Annotated in this window: 24 protein-coding genes and 1 pseudogene; 11 read left to right on the plus strand and 14 right to left on the minus strand. The window is 63.3% G+C overall.

Features of this window, described 5'->3' with window-relative positions:
* Positions 1-341: 341 nt before the first annotated feature.
* Positions 342-581, minus strand: a complete 240-nt coding sequence (locus tag BM118_RS34640; protein WP_177234960.1) for a DUF2798 domain-containing protein — start codon at positions 579-581, stop codon at positions 342-344.
* Positions 582-969: 388 nt separating this feature from the next.
* Here BM118_RS34640 and BM118_RS34645 point away from each other — a divergent pair, with 388 nt between their 5' ends.
* Complete coding sequence (locus BM118_RS34645; RefSeq protein ID WP_092191735.1) at positions 970-1158, plus strand: hypothetical protein; 189 nt, start codon at positions 970-972, stop codon at positions 1156-1158.
* 188 nt (positions 1159-1346) lie between these two features.
* The gene (locus BM118_RS34650; protein WP_092191737.1) at positions 1347-1580 is read left to right on the plus strand and encodes a DUF6894 family protein; all 234 of its coding nucleotides are present in this window, start codon (positions 1347-1349) and stop codon (positions 1578-1580) included.
* A gap of 9 nt (positions 1581-1589) precedes the next feature.
* On the opposite strand, the gene BM118_RS34655 is transcribed toward BM118_RS34650, so the two are convergent.
* Positions 1590-1844 (minus strand): hypothetical protein, encoded by a 255-nt coding sequence (locus BM118_RS34655; protein WP_167771459.1) that lies wholly within the window; start codon positions 1842-1844, stop codon positions 1590-1592.
* Between the two features lie 101 nt (positions 1845-1945).
* Entirely contained in the window at positions 1946-2242 is a 297-nt protein-coding gene (locus BM118_RS34660) for a hypothetical protein (RefSeq protein WP_092191982.1), read from the minus strand.
* A gap of 386 nt (positions 2243-2628) precedes the next feature.
* On the opposite strand from BM118_RS34660, the gene BM118_RS34670 reads away from it, so the two are divergent.
* The gene (locus BM118_RS34670) at positions 2629-3093 is read left to right on the plus strand and encodes a PaaI family thioesterase (RefSeq protein WP_092191741.1); all 465 of its coding nucleotides are present in this window, start codon (positions 2629-2631) and stop codon (positions 3091-3093) included.
* Between the two features lie 120 nt (positions 3094-3213).
* Here BM118_RS34670 and BM118_RS34675 read toward each other — a convergent pair whose 3' ends face one another.
* The gene (locus BM118_RS34675; protein ID WP_177234961.1) at positions 3214-3507 is read right to left on the minus strand and encodes an HdeA family protein; all 294 of its coding nucleotides are present in this window, start codon (positions 3505-3507) and stop codon (positions 3214-3216) included.
* Positions 3508-3689: 182 nt separating this feature from the next.
* Between BM118_RS34675 and BM118_RS34680 the strand changes: the two genes are divergently transcribed.
* Positions 3690-3932, plus strand: coding sequence for a PilZ domain-containing protein (locus tag BM118_RS34680; RefSeq protein ID WP_177234962.1), 243 nt, complete (start codon positions 3690-3692; stop codon positions 3930-3932).
* A 198-nt stretch (positions 3933-4130) separates the two neighbouring features.
* Here the strand turns inward: BM118_RS34680 and BM118_RS34685 are convergent, their stop codons facing one another.
* Positions 4131-4364 (minus strand): hypothetical protein, encoded by a 234-nt coding sequence (locus BM118_RS34685; protein WP_092191749.1) that lies wholly within the window; start codon positions 4362-4364, stop codon positions 4131-4133.
* A 154-nt stretch (positions 4365-4518) separates the two neighbouring features.
* Between BM118_RS34685 and BM118_RS34690 the strand changes: the two genes are divergently transcribed.
* Both BM118_RS34690 and BM118_RS34695 read left to right on the plus strand, forming a co-directional pair.
* Positions 4519-4923, plus strand: coding sequence for a hypothetical protein (locus BM118_RS34690; RefSeq protein WP_177234963.1), 405 nt, complete (start codon positions 4519-4521; stop codon positions 4921-4923).
* 261 nt (positions 4924-5184) lie between these two features.
* A complete protein-coding gene (locus BM118_RS34695) occupies positions 5185-5514 on the plus strand; it encodes a hypothetical protein (protein WP_177234964.1) in 330 nt (109 codons plus the stop codon).
* Positions 5515-5593: 79 nt separating this feature from the next.
* Here BM118_RS34695 and BM118_RS34700 read toward each other — a convergent pair whose 3' ends face one another.
* From BM118_RS34700 to BM118_RS34710, 3 genes are read right to left on the minus strand one after another with little or no spacing between them, the layout of a single operon-like run.
* Positions 5594-5950 (minus strand): carboxymuconolactone decarboxylase family protein, encoded by a 357-nt coding sequence (locus tag BM118_RS34700; RefSeq protein ID WP_027548597.1) that lies wholly within the window; start codon positions 5948-5950, stop codon positions 5594-5596.
* A gap of 22 nt (positions 5951-5972) precedes the next feature.
* Positions 5973-6440 carry a DUF6691 family protein gene (locus tag BM118_RS34705; protein WP_092191986.1) on the minus strand — a complete coding sequence of 156 codons (468 nt, stop codon included), beginning with the start codon at positions 6438-6440 and terminating at the stop codon, positions 5973-5975.
* A gap of 5 nt (positions 6441-6445) precedes the next feature.
* Complete coding sequence (locus BM118_RS34710) at positions 6446-6874, minus strand: YeeE/YedE family protein (protein WP_092191755.1); 429 nt, start codon at positions 6872-6874, stop codon at positions 6446-6448.
* Between the two features lie 91 nt (positions 6875-6965).
* Here BM118_RS34710 and BM118_RS34715 point away from each other — a divergent pair, with 91 nt between their 5' ends.
* The 3 genes from BM118_RS34715 (at position 6966) to BM118_RS34725 (ending at position 10091) form a co-directional block, all read left to right on the plus strand.
* The gene (locus BM118_RS34715; protein ID WP_027548594.1) at positions 6966-7286 is read left to right on the plus strand and encodes an ArsR/SmtB family transcription factor; all 321 of its coding nucleotides are present in this window, start codon (positions 6966-6968) and stop codon (positions 7284-7286) included.
* Positions 7287-7318: 32 nt separating this feature from the next.
* Positions 7319-8758: a cytochrome c oxidase accessory protein CcoG gene (gene ccoG, locus BM118_RS34720; protein WP_092191757.1), complete on the plus strand. Its 1440-nt coding sequence runs from the start codon at positions 7319-7321 to the stop codon at positions 8756-8758.
* Between the two features lie 163 nt (positions 8759-8921).
* Positions 8922-10091 (plus strand): GNAT family N-acetyltransferase, encoded by a 1170-nt coding sequence (locus BM118_RS34725; RefSeq protein ID WP_092191759.1) that lies wholly within the window; start codon positions 8922-8924, stop codon positions 10089-10091.
* Between the two features lie 7 nt (positions 10092-10098).
* On the opposite strand, the gene BM118_RS34730 is transcribed toward BM118_RS34725, so the two are convergent.
* From BM118_RS34730 to BM118_RS42795, 3 genes and pseudogenes are all read right to left on the minus strand, one after another.
* Positions 10099-10764 (minus strand): DsbA family oxidoreductase, encoded by a 666-nt coding sequence (locus BM118_RS34730; RefSeq protein WP_092191761.1) that lies wholly within the window; start codon positions 10762-10764, stop codon positions 10099-10101.
* 71 nt (positions 10765-10835) lie between these two features.
* Entirely contained in the window at positions 10836-11657 is an 822-nt protein-coding gene (locus tag BM118_RS34735) for a helix-turn-helix domain-containing protein (RefSeq protein WP_092191763.1), read from the minus strand.
* A gap of 136 nt (positions 11658-11793) precedes the next feature.
* Positions 11794-11961 (minus strand): annotated as a pseudogene (locus BM118_RS42795) (transposase); the annotation flags it as partial.
* 834 nt (positions 11962-12795) lie between these two features.
* Here BM118_RS42795 and BM118_RS34750 point away from each other — a divergent pair.
* Positions 12796-13131: a hypothetical protein gene (locus BM118_RS34750; protein ID WP_092191765.1), complete on the plus strand. Its 336-nt coding sequence runs from the start codon at positions 12796-12798 to the stop codon at positions 13129-13131.
* Positions 13132-13271: 140 nt separating this feature from the next.
* The gene (locus BM118_RS34755; protein ID WP_092191767.1) at positions 13272-14093 is read left to right on the plus strand and encodes a 4'-phosphopantetheinyl transferase family protein; all 822 of its coding nucleotides are present in this window, start codon (positions 13272-13274) and stop codon (positions 14091-14093) included.
* Here BM118_RS34755 and BM118_RS34760 read toward each other — a convergent pair.
* From BM118_RS34760 to BM118_RS34770, 3 genes are all read right to left on the minus strand, one after another.
* Entirely contained in the window at positions 14083-15381 is a 1299-nt protein-coding gene (locus tag BM118_RS34760) for a lysine N(6)-hydroxylase/L-ornithine N(5)-oxygenase family protein (protein ID WP_092191769.1), read from the minus strand. The genes BM118_RS34755 and BM118_RS34760 overlap by 11 nt on opposite strands.
* Before the next feature lie 22 nt (positions 15382-15403).
* The gene (locus BM118_RS34765; protein WP_092191771.1) at positions 15404-16465 is read right to left on the minus strand and encodes a GNAT family N-acetyltransferase; all 1062 of its coding nucleotides are present in this window, start codon (positions 16463-16465) and stop codon (positions 15404-15406) included.
* A gap of 180 nt (positions 16466-16645) precedes the next feature.
* Positions 16646-18622 carry a cyclic peptide export ABC transporter gene (locus tag BM118_RS34770; RefSeq protein ID WP_349529748.1) on the minus strand — a complete coding sequence of 659 codons (1977 nt, stop codon included), beginning with the start codon at positions 18620-18622 and terminating at the stop codon, positions 16646-16648.
* Positions 18623-18626: the final 4 nt, after the last annotated feature.

Here is an 18626-nt window from a genome sequence, read left to right on the forward strand (position 1 = left end):
GACCAAATTGGGACCGGCGCGGGGCCAGTCTGCGGCCTCTCCCGCGCGGGTTTCGATGCCGTCGTCAGGGACCCGTAAGCCTGGTCGCCTAATGTCGTCTTGCCCGGTGGACCAACACCGGGCCTCCATACCCAACCGACGACCCCGCTCTCCCACGAGCGGGGTTTTCTGTTGGCGGGCATGGGTGAGCGCCGATCTGGATTCGATTCGCGGGCTTGTCAGGCTGTCGTAAGCTCAGCCGGCTAGGGTCATCAGGCTTATGGTGTTGCAGCCCAGCACCTCAGCCTCCAATAACTTTCGACCCCGCCTGGCTCTCCCCAGGCGGGTTTTTTCATGCCGGTTCACCGGCCCCTCTCCTCCCGCGTCAGCCGCAGCGAGAAGGTGCGGATCGCGGGCGCCGCCAGCAGCACCACGGGCAGCATCGCGGCCCATGCGATCAGCCATGACAGCATCCAGTGCCGAGCGAACAGCATCGCGCCGTCAGCCGGCAAGCTGGCGATCCCCGCGGCGATCAGCGAGGTCAGTCCGGACTGGAGGACACCGAAGACGAAATGACTGTAGCGGCGGGGAATGCCGAGCATGACGCGCCCATGTTGCTTGCCGTCACGAGGCCAAGCAAGCCACATGCCGTCGCGCGCATCGAGGCGGCCTCGGCTCTTCGCGTTCGATCGGGATCGCCGGCGTCACAACCGATCGTTAACCCATGACCCTCGAACGACCCCGTGGTTCTCCGACCATGAACAGAGTTCCTGAGCCGCGCTCAGCTGCATCTGCGTTTCGGGCGATGGTCTTGCATCGCGCTTTGCGAGCCGGCCTCTTTCGGAATTCGATTTCGTTTGCTTCGGGGCGCGCGCGCTTTCGCGATTTCCGTGAACCGTCCACGGCTTGCCAGCGGATTTTGCTTGTCCAGGGAATATCATGACGGCCAAACTGCTACATTGATCGAAGGTGAATCGTGGGGAGGTAACCATGAATCACAGGGGCGTCGAGTTCACCGTTGCCAAGACGGCCATTCCCGGAATCTGGCAATGGCAGTTCCGCATCGGCGAGCAGGTCAAGACCGGCAAGACCGAGACCAAGATCGACCTGCTGGCGATCCGGCGGGTGCAGCTGCGCATCGATCGGGAGCTGAAGGCCATCAGGCGCAAGACGGCCTGAACAAGACCGCCTGACCAAAACGGCCTGAACCGGACGCGCCGGATCGGCGGCGTCACGGCCCCTTCTGTGCGGCGGAGCACGCTGGGGCCTGCATCCCGTAGCCGCCCGGAATTGATCTGCCTGTGGTTTGGGATTGCACTGCGCGCCGTGGCCTTGGGGGCGGGGCCGTCACGCGATCGGTGCCAGCCATGCCGCTCTATTTCTTTCGAATCCGGAACGGGCGCTATTCCGGCTGTGCGGACCAGGCGTCGGAATTTGCCGACCGCGATCTGGCCTGGAAGGAGATGACCAGCGTCTGCGCCGACATGGCCGCGGGCATCGCCCGCAAGCTCCCGGAAAACTCCGAATGGCACATGGAGCTCCTGGACGAGGCCAAGGAGCCCATATTCCGCATCCGCATCGTCGCCGAGACGCTCGACTAGAGGCCGACCTCAATCGGCGCTGGGCAGTCGCCGCATGGTGAATTCGATGTCGCCGCCGGGCAGCTCGCGCCAAGTCTCGACCGCGCTCATATAGCCGGCCTTGGGGTAGCGGGCGAAGAAGGCCTGCGCCCTCGCCCGCGCCGCCGCGCGCGGCAGCGTGAAGGTCTCGCGCAGATAGCCGTCGCCGGCGTGCTCGCCCGGCTTGCCGCCAATCTTGCGCCGGCGCGCCATCCGCTCGGCGAGATCCCGCGGACGATCGGCCATCACCTGTCCTCCTCTACGCAACACCTTCCGGCAATGTAGGGAGCGGACCGGCCGAGGAGGAGTCCCGGCCGAAAGGCGCATGCCGCCTCCGGCCGAAAGGCTCAGTTGGCGGCCGTGCCGGCCTTGGTCTTCTTCGGCGCGCTGGTGGTCGCGGCCGACGCCTTCGGCGCAGCCTGCTTCGGCGGATCGGCGCGCATGCCGCCCCAGGGATCGCTGGACGACTTGGCGTCCGGAATCTTCTTCAGCGTTTCCTTGTAGGCCTTTTCACGCTCGGCATCCGCGGCCTTTTCTTCCGGGCTCTTGCTCGGCGCGTCCTGCATCAAATTGATATTGGGCATTTGCGCGTAGGCCGGTCCCGCCAGCACGGCCAGCACCGCCGCCATACGGAAAAGCTTCATCATCTACTCCTTGATCATCCTTGGATCATCCTTGGCGGCGCGGATCAGCCGCGCCTGTCATCCCTATCACAGCTCGTCCGTGACCGCAGGGGGCGCTCAGGGCCGAATGGCCCGCTAGAGCCGGTCCGATCTGCACGATTTCGGCGCGTGCAGCCAGTCGTCCCAGATCGGGCCGCATCTGGTGCACCCGTCCAGCACAAGGCCGAGCGCCACCAGCCAAAACACGAGGACACACCGACGCAACATCATCCACCCGAGCGCGGCATCATATCGGGCGAAGTCAGGCATTTTCAAGCCGACGGGACCGGCATCAGACCGGGTGACTTTGCCGTGCCGATCCGCGCAGAATGGCAGAAACATCCGGCAACAATGGAGGACACGCCGCAATGCCATCGCAGCCAGAAGCCGAGTTCGGCATCACTGAGGCCAGACGCATCCTCGGCGAGGTCTTTGCGCCCTGGGTCCAGGATCTCAACCTCTCGGTCGAGCGCATCGAGCACACGCAGCCCGCCGATGCGCCGGACTGGCAGCCGGGTGCGCTGCTCCGGATGGCGTTTTCGGAGCGGCTGTGCCGGAACGGCGGTGTCGTCTGCGGCCAGGCGCTGATGGCCCTCGCCGACACCGCGATGGTCATCGCGATCCTCGCCGCCAATCGCGGCTACCGTCCGATGACCACGGTCGACCAGACCACGCATTTCATGCGCGCGGCCTCCTCGTCGGACGTGCTCGCGGACGCCCGCGTGGTCCGGCTCGGACGCACCATGAGCTTTGGCCGCGTCACGCTGCTCTCCGCCACCGACAACAAGCCGGTGGCAATGGTGTCGAGCGCGTTCGCGATGTTGCCGGGGTGAGCATCATCCGAAACGAAGAGAGCCGCGTGAGCGCTCAAGCGCACCGCGGCTCTCGATGACGATCGCATCGAAGCAGAAGGCCGAAGCGCGATTTCAATCGCGCCCCAGACGTTGCACAGCTTACTTGCCGAGCACTTCGTCGGCCGCGGTGACGATGCTGGCGGTCGGATTCTTTCCGCAATAGGCCCCGAACTTCTTGGCGTTCTCGATGAACACGTCGGTGTCGATGATCGCGTTGTCCTCGTCGCCCTTGTACCAGCCGTCCATCCAAGTCAGCACGACCTGGATGTTGTCTTCGCCGCTCTCGAGGAACTGCTTGCAGCTCATGGTCGAGAGGTCCCACTTGACGGCGTGGGCGGGCACCGATGACAGCGAGAGCGCTGCGGCGAACAAAATCGAAAGCGTGGTCTTCATCAGTATCTCCATCGGCGCGTAACGCCGCAAAAAAGGCTTGTGGGGAAAGTCGGCGGAGAGGGAGACTCCGCTTCAATGTCGTAAACGAAGTCTGAAGCGCTGTGCAAGTAGCGCCAGTATTGAGTTTAGTTCAACGTAATTTCTATGCACTACTTCACAATCATCATTGTGGATCAACGCGGATGATCGAGAAACGTGCAGCGCAGCGTCACCGTGTTTTCAAGGGTGGAAAGATCACCTTTGAAAACAGCGGCGTCGCGTGCACCGTGCGAAACATATCCGCAGACGGCGCTGCAATCGACCTCGAGACTCCCGTCACATTGCCGCAATCATTCACACTCTCGATCGCGCGCGACAATTTCGTGCGGAGTTGCCGCCCTGTGTGGCGCAGCGACAGGCGCGTCGGTCTCGCTTTCGTGCAATAGCGCGCATGATGTGAACGACTGTTCGTATCGCATCCACAACTTGGTTATGAGTGCCTGCTACGATGGCAGCGACGCAAGGCGCAGGTCGCCAGCACGCGTGCGATCGCCGACGACGCCGCCAACTCTTCCACTGGGCTGATCGAGATCCTCGGTGGCAGCGATCAGATGGCACTGGCCTGTCGCCAGCGCCCATCGGGTTTATTTGGGTTTCCTGGCAGGTTCGGGCGGACGCGCCCCGCCCCACGGATCATACTTATCCTTGGGCTCCGGAATGCGCTCGAGCGCCGCCTTGTAGGCCCCCTCGTCGACCTTGGGCTTGTTGTCGGCCTTCTGGCCGCCCTCGTTAGGCTGGCGTCTGCCGCCACTCATCTGCGCCTCAGCCGAGCTGCCCACCAATGCCAGCACCGCAGCCGCTATGACCAAAATCTTCATTGACGCAATCCCCTTCGTCTGGGGTACAAACTAGCCTGCAATCCCCTAATAGCAAATGCCGTGGGTTCCAGGCCTTCAGCAAATCTTGATCGGCCAGGACTTCGCCAGATCGCATTCGTGCCTATCTGTTCGCCCGCGGGGGGACCCTTCACGGATGTTGCGGATCATTGCTCATGCGGCGCTGCTGGCCGGCGCGCTCGCGCTCGGTGCCTGCGGTATTGCCGACAGCCGCGCGCCGGTGCCCGAGTTCATGCGCATGAAGGAAGCCGAGCAGCCAGCGCCCGAGCCGCCACCCGACGTCAAGCGCGTGGTGCGCGAGCAGATCGATGTCGTCTTCCTCAACACGTCCTATCCGCGCGAGGTGCACGTCGCCACGCCGCATCGTGAGGTGCGAGGGCCCGGCTGGACCGCCTGCGTCCGCGCGCAGCTCACCTCCGCAACCGGCACCGCGCTTGGCGCCCAGACCTACATCGTGACCATCACCGGCGGAAAGGTTGTCGATCGCCGTCGCGCGGAAGCCGACGACATCTGCGGGTCCGAGGTTTATGAGCCGATCTGACAGGCCTCGTCGTCTGCCCTGTGTAAGGCGGAACATATCGGGCGCATCCGAGACCAGATCCACAGTGCTGCTTCAACCTACCCCAGAGTGGAAATCGGCAGACGGCTCGAAGCAATCATGATGCTTCGCCGGATTGGCGGGTGTCGCCTCGGGGAACATTTCCGGCACGCCAAATCCAGTTCCGGGAAAATCCTGCATTTAGACCGGAACGATCGCCGCCTCCCCTTCTTGTACCCGCAGAGGGCAGTTTCGGAGGAGGATATGATGCGGACATTTGCGATTGCACTGCTGGCCGGCGTCGGGGCCCTCGCTGCGGCGAGCGGCGCGAAGGCAGCCGACATCTACACGACCAGCGAATACACCAACCCCGATCTCATCCAGGAAGTCCGGCTCGTCTGCGATGACGCCGGCAATTGCTATCGCACCCGTGGCGGGGCGCGCGTGATCGTGCGCGACTCCTACAACGCCATGCCGCGCGAGCGCTATTATGAACGCCGCGTCTATCGCGACTGGGACGATCGTCCGCGCGCCGGCGTCGGCATTCGCGCGCCTGGTGTCAGCGTGGGTGTCGGTGTCGACGACCGCTGGTAATCAGTAGATCCAAGACGGACGGGACCGGACGAGACAACTCGCCCGGTCCCTTCCATATGGCTGCATCCGATCACCGGCGTCAGGCGGCAACCGATTGCTGCTGAAATTGTTCGTAGGCTGCGATCGCATCGGCGGCGTACATCAGCGACGGCCCGCCGCCCATATAGACGGCCATGCCGAGCGTCTCCTCGACCTCCTCGCGCGTCGCGCCGAGCTTGACGAGGGCCTCGGTGTGAAAGCCGATGCAGCCGTCGCAATGCGCGGCGACGCCGAGCGCCAGCGCGATCAGTTCCTTGGTCTTCTTGTCCAGCGCGCCGTCACGCGTCGCGGCCTGGGCCAGCGCGGCAAATCCCTTCATGGTGTCAGGAATGTCGCTTCGCAGCTTGCGCATGTTGGCGGAGATTTGCCGGGTGATCTCTGGATAGTTCTTGTCCATGACTTACTCTTTCGCGGTGACTTCAGGTTTCGAGCGGATCGGCCGGCGTGACGAAGCGCGTCAATGACGGCCGGTGATCGACGAAGCGGGCGAGCACCATGCCGGCACACATCGCCGCAACGAAGATGAAGGCGGAGGCCGAGCCGAACCCGAGCGCCGTCAGCGCCGGACCCGGACAGAAACCCGCCAGTCCCCAGCCGACACCGAAGATCGCGGGACCTGCGACGATCCTGGGATCGATGTCGCTTCGCGTCGGAAGATAAAATCGTTCGGCGAAGAACGGCCGCGCGAGCTTCAGGACGCGGCTGAAGCCGATGAAGGTCACGGCCACCGCGCCCGCCATCACGAAGGCAAGGCTGGCGTCCCACGTGCCTGCCGGGATGCCGCCGATGTCGAGGAAGTTCAGAACCTTCGCCGGGTTCGACATGCCGGAGACGATAAGGCCGAGACCGAAGATCAGGCCGATCGCGAATTGGACCAGGATTGCCATCGTCATCAGCTCCAGTGCCGCATCAGGAAGACGGTCGCCATGCCGGCCGCCATGAAAGTGACGGTCGCGACCAGCGAGCGCACCGAGAGCCGCGACAAGCCGCAGACGCCGTGGCCGGAGGTGCAGCCACTGCCCCACACCGAACCGAAACCCGTGAGCAATCCGCCGACAATCAGAACGGTCGTCCCCGCCTCGATCGTCTGCGCCGGCAGGCTTCCGGTGATAAGCCGCACCAGCACGGGCGCGGCGACGAGACCGGCGACGAAGGCGAAACGCCCGGCGAATTCGCCGTCCTCATAGGGTGGGAACAGCCGCGCCGCGATGCCGCTGACCCCGGCAATCCGTCCCGTCGCCCACATCAGCAGAACGGCGGCGACGCCGATCAGGACGCCGCCAGCGAGGGAGGCGATCGGTGTAAATGATGTCGAGACCATGAGCCCTCCGGATCGGGGGCGCCCCTCGGGCACCGAATACCGTCATTTCAGTTGCTTCGTATTTTCGAATATACTAATATATTGGACAGTCATGAAGCGCAAGCCCCGGAATCAGGAACTGCTCGCTCTGGAGGAGAAGGCCGAAGAGGCCTCCCGCCTCCTCTCCGCCATGGGCAATCCCAAGCGGCTGCTGGTTCTCTGCAACATGCTGGACGGCGAAAAGTCCGTCGGCGAACTCGCCGACATCGCAGGCCTGTCGTCGGCCGCACTATCCCAGCATCTCGGAAAGATGCGCGCATTGAGCCTGGTCAAACCCAGGCGGGACGGCCAGACGATATACTACAGCATCGCGAGCCAGGAGGTCCGCTCGGTGCTGGAGACCTTGTACCGTCTCTTCTGTGCACCGGAATAGGGCTTCGCTGACGCAAACGCGGGAAGCGCAGCATGAGCGACGACACTTTCATCGAGGGACCTCTCTACGAGAAGCGGAGGAAGGTCTATCCGCAATCCGTCCACGGCCCTTTCCGCCGCATCAAATGGGCGATCCTCTGCGTCACGCTCGGGACCTATTATCTCCTCCCCTTCGTGCGCTGGAATCGCGGACCCGGCCTGCCCGACCAGGCCGTGCTGATCGATTTCCCGCATCGGCGCTTCTACTTCTTCTTCATCGAGCTGTGGCCGCAGGAGGTCTACTATTTCACCGGCCTGCTGATCATCGCGGCGATGACGCTGTTCCTGATGAACGCGGTCGCCGGCCGGCTGTGGTGCGGCTACATGTGTCCGCAGACGGTGTGGACCGACCTGTTCTACGCGGTCGAGCGCTGGGTCGAGGGCGACCGGCGCGAGCGCATGCAGGGCGACAAGCGCTACTGGACGTTCGATCACATCCGGAAGGTCGTGCTGAAGCACTTTCTCTGGATCATGATCGCCTGGTGGACGGGCGGCGCCTGGGTGCTCTATTTTTCCGACGCGCCGACGCTGGTGAAGGAGCTTGCCACCTTCCAGGCCCCGTTCATCGCCTATCTCTGGATCGGCATCCTCACCGCCACCACCTATGTCTTTGCCGGTCACGCCCGCGAGCAGATGTGCATCTACATGTGTCCGTGGCCGCGCATCCAGGCGGCGCTGACCGACGAATGGGCGCTCAACGTCACCTATCGCCGCGACCGTGGCGAGCCGCGTATGTCGGTGAAGAAGGCGGACGCCGCCCGCGCGCATGGTGATCTCGCCGGCGACTGCGTCGATTGCCACCAGTGCATCAATGTCTGCCCGACCGGCGTCGACATCCGCAACGGAATCCAGCTCGGCTGCATCCAGTGCGGCCTGTGCATCGACGCCTGTGACAACGTGATGCGCGAGATCGGCCGGCCCGCCGGCCTGATCGGCTACGACACGGACATCAACATGCAGCGCCGGCGCGAGGGCAAGGCGCCGCTCTACCGCATCATCCGTCCGCGCACGCTGATCTATGCCGCGGCCATCGCCATCGTCGGCGGCATCATGCTCTATGCCCTCGCGACCCGTACGACGATGGACGTCAACGTGCTGCATGAGCGCAATCCCCTCTTCGTCCAGCTCTCGGATGGCGGGGTGCGCAACGACTACACCGTCCGCATCCTCAACAAGGGCGCGCAGCGATCGTTTGCGCTCGCGGTCACCGGTCTGCCCGGCGCAACCATTCGCGTCGCCGGCATCGACGCCAGCCGCGACGGCAAGCCCGTCATCGAGGTCGGGCAGGACCAGACCCGCGAGGTCAGGCTGTCGGTGCAGGTCGGCCCCAACGACCTGCCGAAGACCTCGCGTGACATCGATATCGCCATCACCGACACGGCCGGCGGCGGGCGCGCAAGCGCCCGCGATCATTTCGTGCCGGGCGAGCAGTAGCTCCCGCATTCCATGGCGCATCCGGCGGCCGCCGCCGGATGCTGAATGAGACGTTAACATTACCGCTCGAATTGAAGCGGCGCTCCAACGGTATTTTCCAATCTTTGCGCTAAGGATGACGGCGTAACCCGGGCTCAGCCCGCGTGAACGGGGACGACGGGACGTGGTCGACATCGCGCACCAGGCAGCGATCAATCCGGCATCGGCAAAGCATGCCGCGGCGGCGCGTGTGCTCGTCCCGCTTGGTGCGATCGAGGCTGGTCAATGGCGCGCGCTCGCGCAGCGCGCGGTCGAGCCGAACGGATATTACCTGCCCGCCTGGGAGCTCGCCGTCAGTGCAACCGCGCGCGGTCGCACGGATGCCTCGGCGCTGCCCGCATTCGACGGATCTTCGACGCGGCTGATCGGGCTGATGCCGGTGATCTCGCTGTGGCAGGCATGGAAGATTCCCCTGCCCGCGCTGGTGAGCGCGCATCCCTATGGCACGCTGTGCAGCCCGCTGATCGACCGCGACGCTCCGACCGAGGCGGCGAGGCATCTGTTGCAGCGGGCGCGCGAGGCCGGAGCCCATGCGCTCGTGCTGAACGACGTCGCGCTCGACGGCGCGGCGATGGCGTCACTCAATCAGGTCCTGCATCGCGACGGCTTGAAGCCGCGTGTTCTCAGCTCCTACATCCGCGCCAGCCTCGACGCGACGCAGGATGGCGAGACGCTGCTGCGCGAGGCGCTGGGCACCAAGAAGCTCAAGGAGCTGCGCCGTCTGCGCCATCGGCTCGAAGAGCACGGGCCCGTCGTGTTCGAGGTCGCGCGCCGGCCTGACGACATCAGGCCCGCACTCGAAACATTCTTGCAACTCGAAGCCAGCGGCTGGAAGGGCCAGCGCGGCACCGCGCTGATCCAGCATGCGGGCGATGCGGCCTTCATCCGCCGCGCGGTGGCGGCGCTGGCAGAGACCGCGCAGTGCGAGATCGTCAGCTTGCGCGCCGGCACGATTCCGGTGGCTGCCGGCATCGTGCTGCGCCATCAGGACCGCGCCTTCTTCTTCAAGCTCGGCATCGACGAAGGCTTTGCAAGATATTCGCCGGGCGTGCAGCTCACGCTCGACCTCACCCGCCACCTCTGCGCCGACCCTGCCATCGCCAGTGCGGATTCCACGGCGAGCGCCGACCACCCCATGATCAACCCGATCTGGCGGGGACGCTTCGCAATCGGTGACGTGCTGATCCCGCTGCGGCGGAACGATCCGGTCGTGGCGCTCATTCACGCAGCACTGGTCGGCCTCAACGCCGCGCACGAGGCCGCGCGACGGGTGGTCCGCCGCCTCCGCAAATAAGCGAAACCTACTCCGCCGCCTGCGCGTTGATTTCCGCCGAGACCTCGCGGATAGCGCGGGCTAGCAGGTTCGGATCCTGCGCGCCGGAGACGGCGTATTTCTGCGCGAACACATAGGTCGGCACGCCGGAGATGCCCTTCTCGGCGGCTTCCTGCGCGTCGGCCGAGACGCGCGCGACGTCCTCGTCGGTGGCAAGGCGCCGGCGCACGTCGTCGGCATCGAGACCGACATCGGCGGCCGCCTGCACCAGCACGTTCACATCGGTGAGGTCGCCGCCATCGCGGAAGTAGAGCTCCATCAGGCGCTGCTTCATCTCGGGCGCCTTGCCGATCGCTTCGGCCCACAGGATCAGGCGGTGGCAGTCGGTCGTGTTGGGCTGACGCGCCACCAACTCCGGCTTGTAGACGAGGCCCTCCTCGCTCGCGGCCGCGACGACGCGCCCCGCAATGCCCTTATAGGCCTCGACCGAGCCGAATTTCTTGGTGAGGTAGTCCTCGCGGCTGATGCCCTCGCGCGGCACCCAGGGATTGAGGAAGAAGGGACGGAAATTCAGCTTGACCGGAACGTCGGGCACGAGCGCCAGCGCGCTCTCGATGCGGTGCTTGCCGATATAGCACCAGGGGCACACCACGTCGGAGACGACGTCGATCTGGAGCGGTTTCAGCGTGCTCATGTCAGGCGCCTCCTTCGGGCACTTCAAGGGTTCGCCCAAAGATAGGCAGAACCCGGCCCGAGGCAAGGGCGCTAGCTCATAGCTGCTGCCATCTGCTTCAGCCGCTCCGCGGTACGCTCGTCGGCCGGAAAGAACGTCTCCAGCGCAAGCTCCGACAGGGTGATGTCCACGGGCGTGCCGAACACCATGGTGGTGGAGAAGAAACTGAGTATCTCCCCCTCGTGGCGCAGCTTGAAGGGGATGGCGACATTGTCGCTCGACAGCGGCGCCGATCGCGCCGGGATCGGGTAGCTCTTCAGGTCGTTGTAGAGCTTGATCAGCTCCGGATCGGCCGTCGCTTCGCATTGGCGGTGCAGCCGCTCCAGAAGATGCCCGCACCACTCCGCGAGATTGACCGTGCGCGGCGCCAGCGCCTCGGGATGGAAAGCGAGCCGCAGCACGTTGAAGGGCTGGCCGAGCAGCCGCTGCGGAATGCCGTCGAGCAGCGGCGCCACCATGCGGTTGGCGGAGACCAGGTTCCAGTGCCGGTCCACCGCGAGCGCGGGATTGGGCTCGTGTGCCCTGAGGACGAGGTCGATCGCCTGGCGGGCTGATTTCAAGGCAGGATCCTCCAGCGGGCGCTGCGGAAACGCCGGCGCAAAGCCGGCGGCGACCAGCAGCACGTTGCGTTCGCGCAAGGGCACGTCGAGACGCTCGGCGAGTCTCAGCACCATGTCGCGCGAGGGCGCGGCACGGCCGGTCTCGACGAAGCTCAGATGCCGCGCCGAGATCTCGGCCTCGCCCGCCAGATCGAGCTGGCTCATGCGGCGGCGCTGCCGCCATTCGCGCAAATGATCACCGATATGGATTGGCTGGCTGCGCTCGGTATGCGCCGTGGATGCATGTGCGTTCATGGTCGAAAACCTAGCATGCGGGGTTCACCCCTTCCATTACCCGCGAGGTAATGGATATTGGCATGCAATAATATGATTTTACTTCCTTATTTCCTCATCGAATCCGCTCGATACCAACACTTCGCGGTCAAGCCCGGCGTTGAAAGAAGTTTGTTGGCGAGCCGATAGTCACCGGCAGCGAAGCATGGCGACTGGCCTGCAGCCATGGCGCCCCGGATCGTAAAACCCAGAAGATGCCGTTGAGTCCACGGCGGTCATTCACCCGCGGTACGCCGCGCGGCTTGTTCGGCAACATTGGCTTGATGGCAGCCCACGACCTTCGTCATCGGCTTTTAACCCGATCGGATCTTAGCAAGCCTCTCGCCCGGCTTGTCCTTTCGCAGCCGCTGCGCCAACAAACTGGAAATCAAAGCTAGCTTCAATTCGCTTGGGTTGGCTCCACATGAAGAGATTTTTCACTTCGGACAGGGCTGTCCAGCCGCACCCCACATCGCCATGTCCTTGACGTGATCCTCGAAGGTGCCGGGCGGCGTCGAGCGGCCTGTTCCAGGAGCCCAGCCCCGTGGAATGAAGCCGTTCAAGGATGCATCGTGCCGCAGATGCTCCACGAGGCCGGCGGCATCGCGACCACCATTGGCATTGGATGGCGCTTGGCCGCAGGCGTAAGGCCCTCCAATTGCTTGCGCCGATCTATGAAGAATTCACCGAGGGGTTCGAATCGCAAGACCTCGTTCGTGCCTCCCGATTATTGCATCCAGCGACTACCAAGGGTCGTGATGGAAAGCAGCTTTATCAATCAAGGCTCCGAAGAGGCAAACGCACCTCTCTGCTCCTCGAGCATACAATTTCTTCGGCTTTTCCTCGATAACCATGCAATCAAGAGTTCTTCTTGTGGCCCCATCTGCGACCGAGCCACAAGAGCGCATGAGCGTTTGGCGCATTCGGCATCCAATCGGGCATTCGGCCACGAAACGGACTCGGAGCCGCGCGAGGCCAGTCTGGCCTTATGGCTACTGACAATGATGACGTAGCAGGGCGAACCAAAATTTTAAGAAGCTGTTTCTCGCAAGCGCTCTTCTGAGACCGAGGCGATTGCCGACAAGGAAGGGCAATCGCGACTGCCTTTCCGGACGGAACGATGCCGGAAGGCAAAGTGACAGATGACGCTATCGAGACTTTCGCCGACATCGCGAAGGCGATGTCCATGAGAGGACATCCACTTCTCGATCCGGCGCACTCCCGAACGTCCCAGGCCGGGCTGCGCCAGGAGTTCGGCCCTGGTATGAAGCGACGCGATCTCGAGGAGATAGTTCATGCGCGTCAACGGCTCCCTGCCGATCAGCGCCGCAAGTGGGCTGTGAACCAATATGACTGCAATCCGCTCCGGCAAATGACTGTGGCTTTGCTTGAGAACGAAGGCTTTCCTCACGGTCAGTTCCACCCGAACCTGCAAACATTCCAAAGATCGTTCTAAGAACATCTCTAGCAGAGCCGTTCGGCGTTGTCCCGGGTATACACGCCACGGTTGATCGCGATTAGACAAGTTCTAGGTCGAGGAAACTCCAAATCGATCTCGGAACACGCCAAATTGCATCTATCGGACATCGCGAATGAATGGAGACGAGGCAGCTGGAGACGGAATGCGGACCATTTGCAACTGCGTTATCGGCTCGGCTTGCAAGCGAGACCTTCGCTTGGTCGATCGCCGTCAAATCTGTGGTTCCGCTCAGTCAATTGCGCCTGCAATTTCTGCCGGATCCGTGCATTCGCGGGCCAGCCGAGTTGCAGAATCCGCGGGAGATCCTCTTGTGGTTGGGCGCGACGCATCACTTGCGAAGCGCGACGCTCGGCAGCGACGCAGCGCTCCGTGTCGACGAAGCCGAGATGTTGCTCGACGCTGAAGAATCCAGGCGTCTGGCACGATTTCTCCACGCGGAAGATCGAATGAGCTATCTTGCCGCACACGCCGGCGCGCGTCTCCTGTTGGGGGCCCTGACAGGGCAGGCAGCCGACCGGATGCGATTTGAGACATCCCCGCTGGGCAAACCCCAGCTCGTTGACGCTCCCACGGGGCTCGACTTCAGCCTGAGCCATGCCAGAGGCGCGGTCGCCGTTGCAGCGGCATACATGCCCATCGGGGTGGATATCGAGCCGCTTCGGCAGATATCCGATCTCGACGAGTTGATCGAAGTCGCGCTGTCGCCAGAGGAACGCAGGACGTTCGCAAGAACGCCCGAAGCGCTGCGGTCCCGTCTCTTCCTGCGCTACTGGACGTTGAAGGAAGCAATCCTCAAGGCCGCCGGCGTCGGTTTTTCGGTGTCACCGCACACATTGGTCGTCGATGCGGGATCCTCTCCGGCCGTGCTTGCCGTGCCGGATGCACTTGGTCCGGCAGAGCAATGGCACATCATCGCCGCGGGTCAGGTTAGGCGATGAGCTCCCGGCGCGAAATGGTCGAGAGCAGTGACTCCGCAATCTCCTGGGAGCGTACGGCAAGAACCGAAATCAGCGTATCGCTCAAGCCGTGGGAGGATTCCGAATAGCCCTGGAGGTGGATCTGCGGCCGGAACGCCGGGCTGGTCACGAGCCTGTAATTGCGGTCCAGCGCCGCATCGCGAATGTAGCGACGGACCGGTTCGAGAAACCCGTGCGGCGTTTCCCTGTCATATCCCGTCGCCAGCACGACGACGTCATAGGTCGAACGACGGCTTTCGCCGCGGAACTTGTCGATCAGGCCGATTTCGATATCGTCCGGTCCCACATTCACATTTGTAATCTCGCTGCGGGGACGCAATGCGATCCTTGCGTCGCCACCGACGCGTTGCTGGTAGAGCAGCCGGTACAACTGGTCCAGCAGATCGGAATCGACCACCGCATAGTTCGTATTTCGGAAATTGCGGACGATCGCGTCCCGCCGCTCGGCGGGCTGCGCGTAGACAAAATCGGTATAGTCCGGGTTGAAGATCTCGTTGACGAAGGGGCTGCTGTCGGACGGCTTGAGAGCATGGCCGCGGAAGATCAGATCGATGTGCGCCTCGGGACATCTGCCATGGAGGTCGACCGTCACCTCGGTCGCGCTCTGTCCGCCGCCGACGACGGCCACGCGCGCGGCCCGACCGCGCGGGACGACACGCTCGATCAGGTCGAGATAGCGGCTGGAATGCAGCAGTCTGCGATCGTCAGCGGCCTTGGCGAACACCTGCGGGACATACGGCTGGCCTCCCACCGCGACCACGAGATTTCGTGCGAGGCGCACAGTCTCTCCGCCGGCGAGCGACCGTGAATGGACGCGCAACGACGTCACGGTCTGCCCGGCCGTCACCGGCTCGATGGCGACGATGGTCTCGCCGTAAGCGGCCTGCGACTTGAAATGGTCCGCCACCCACTGGAGGTAATCATTGAACTCGACGCGGCTCGGATGGAACGTCCGGCAGTTGATGAACTCCAGCAAGCGACCGCGCTTGTGCAGATAATTCACGAAGGTGAAGGGACTGGTCGGATCGCGCAAGGAGACCAGATCCTTGAGAAACGATATCTGCATGTCGCTGCCTGGAAGCAGCATGCCGCCATGCCAGGTGAAGTGCGGCTGCTTCTCCACGAACAGCGGCGCGCATTTCAGCCGCGATCGCTTCGCGCATTCGTCCAATGCGATGGCAAGCGCGAGGTTGGAAGGCCCGAATCCGACGCCGATGACGTCGTGCTCGATCGCAAGTTGATGAGACATGAAGCCGCGCTCCGCTTGCGCTTTAGGACGAGACCGCCGGACCGGCGGCTGCCGGAAGCCAGAGTCGATCGGCGAAGAAGCGCTCGCGCAACAGCATCACCAGGGTCGCCCGCTTGTGGGGAAAGTCGAAATTCTTGATCTTCGCAAACCCCGAGAGCTCGAGATTGCGAAGCTGCTGGGAATGCGCCGCCGCCGGCTCCCCGACGATCCGCTGCGTACGGCAATCGTCGAGAAACATGTAGTGCATCAGCGAGGGCAGCCACGCGCTGATGTAACGGCGACCGCGAAAGGCATCCTCGCCCACGACCACGTGCCAACCCCGGTCATAGTCGCCGGCATCATAGAACGGCGCGATGCGATTTTCCTTGGCCCAATAGAGCTCGAAATAGCCAAACGGCTCATCACCGAAGCAGCCTATCAGCGGCAGCATATGAGGATCAGCCAGGATGCCGGCCAGATATCGTCGATGCTTGTCGAGATCGCCCGCCTCGTTCCAGAACGCATCGACGCGAGGGTCATTCATCCAGCGATGCAACAAATGGAGATCGTTCTCGAGGTCGGCCACGCGAAACGAGATGACCTCCGACAGCCAGGGGATGAACCGGCCATACACTTTTCCCGTCGGCTTTGCGGCCCGTCGCGGATGTCGCCGTCCGTCCGTCATGACGTGGAGTTGCGGCAATGGCGGTTGTCCGGGATTCACCAGCCAATTGTCCCGTCGCTGCATGACCAGTTCGGGAAGCAGCACCAGTTGCCCCTCGGACATGATGGCCAGGCCGCTATCGATCAGCTCCCGAGCAAGCGACGCTCCACCGCCGAAATCCAGAACGAGCCGATCCGCACCCGGCCGCCAGGCAAACAGCGCCTCGGCAGACGCCGACACGGCTCGTGCCGCAAGCTCACGGTCGTCCGACGCATTCAGGACCTCGAGATGATCGACCCGCTCCCGCAGACGCAACTCCAACGCCGTCACCTCGTCGGCGACGACGCGAAGGCGATCGCCCTCCTGGAAAACGGTCAGAGCGGAATATGGGCCGACCGGGAACGCACGAGGCCCGGTCCCGGAATCCGAAGCCTTGTTCATCCGGCCCTCGCATCTCGATCATCGCTGACGCGAGGTGTAGATCACTCGCCTACAGGCTGACAAGGAATGCGCGCACACGCAGATTAGATTCTCTACAAATCCGACGGTCCGTCGCAAAACAGGATCGCATGTTGACGTTCGCGTGCGACAAAAAAGCACCCGCACTTCGCCACAATAGATCTAAAGCGGCGCGTCGGTCGGAACTGCGGAAGCTGCCGCGAGGTTATCCGCCTTCGCCTCGCTTGCGACGATCTTGCCTTCGCGCAGCCGCACGAGTTGATCGGCAATCCCGAAATAGCGATCATCGTGTGAAATCACGATGATGGTCTTTCCGAGACGCTTCAGATCGGGCAGCAGCTCCGTGTAGAAGATGTGCCGGAACGCCGGGTCCTGATCCGCGGCCCACTCGTCGAACACCAGGACGGGTCTTTCCTCGAGCCATGCATTCATCAGGGCCAATCGCTTGCGCTGTCCGGTCGACAGGTCCGTCGTCGTAAACACGCCGTTCTCGACAGAGACCTTGTGCGCGACCTCCAGCCGCTGGAGATATCGCTCCGCGACATCCGGAACCACGCCTTCTCCACGTATGAGATCCTCGAACAGATAGTAGTCGGAAAAAATGGTCGTGAAGAGCTGGCGGTAGTCGTCCCGCGTCTCCGTCAGGACGGGCAAGCCGTCGCGAAGCAGCGTGCCGCCGTGCGGAGCATATAGGCCCAGCAACAGCTTGATGAGGGTCGTCTTTCCGCTTCCATTCTGTCCCACGATGAAGACGATGTCGCCCCGCCGAACAAGCAGATCAACCGGCCCAAGGACAAAGGGGACACTGCCCGGCACGGCGCGAAAGGCATAGGTTACGCCGCGCAGCTCGATGGATTCGACCATGGTCTTGCCCGGCGCAGTGGGAGCAGTGGCCAGCAGATCGTGCTCGGGGGTCGAGAACTGCTCCGAGAGCTCCGCAATGCGGCGCATCGCGACCTGGGCGCGGCCAAGCGCCGGCAGGATACCGATGACCTGATCAATGGGTCCGCGCATATAGAGCAGCACCAGCACGAAGCCGCTGGACACTGCGGCGGGACTGTCGGGCCACAGGAACGGCCGCAAAGTCAGCGCCACGCCGATCACGACAAAAAACAGCATCGTGCCGAACGCCCGCGCCGTCACGAACAGATTGATCGACCTGATCTGCACCGAGCTGATCCGGTCGACGGTCTGCTGGAGTTGCTCGACATAGACGCGCCGACGGCGGACGCGATTGAGACGCAGCTCCTTGGCGCCCTCGGCGATCGCGCGATACTGCTTGTGCAGCTGATCCTCCGAATCGCGCGCGGCACTGAAGCCGTGAACGCCTCGGGTCCTTGCATATCCATGCGCCAGCGACCCCAAGACGATGACGGCTCCCGTGATCAGGAAAAGCGGCCACGACAGCACCGCCAGGTAAACCATGCAGCCAAGCGCGATCACGAGCGATACGAAGAAGGACGAAAAGAAGAACGCGAAATCACTGATCGTGTCGACGTCCTGCGTGAGGACAGGGATCAGACGATGCGTCCGGTAGATTTCGAGCTGATCGATCGGCGCGGCCAGGATTCCGGCGGCCAGCGACTTGCGAAGCTCGGCGATGATCCGCTGTCCGACGTAATTGGCGCTGATATCGGCACCGATGGAACCGATCAAAATCAGGAGGCACAGGCCGGCGAATGCGAGAAGCAGCGTTACGACGTCGGCCTGCGTGGCATAGAGCCCGTGATTGACGACCGCGAGCAACGCCGCGACGCTGGCGCCACCAACCAGCCCCAGAACGATGCCGCCGAGCACGAGCGGCCAGTAAGGCCGCAGGAGGTGCAGGATCTGCGCCGTCAGGCCGCTTCGTGAGTTCATGATGAGAGCCGCGCTGGAGGAGACCTGAAGCGAACCTATACGGCCCGTCACGATCGGAACAAGCCGTGCCGATGTGATGCGAATACATGATGGCAGCACCGCAATTCCAGCGCTCATTTTCTCCGCTGTTTCGATGGATTCTAATTTGGGATCGGCAATGCCTTTAATATGATGCGGGTAGTATCGCCTTTGCATCGCAGCCGGCGAGCGAGCAGGATTTTGATCCAGCGCCGTGCCAGGCCGCGACATCCGGACATCGAAGCGCTTGCAGGCCAGCATCGGA

The sequence above is a fragment of the Bradyrhizobium sp. cf659 genome (genome assembly GCF_900113725.1).
In the GTDB taxonomy this organism is placed as follows: Bacteria; Pseudomonadota; Alphaproteobacteria; order Rhizobiales; family Xanthobacteraceae; genus Bradyrhizobium.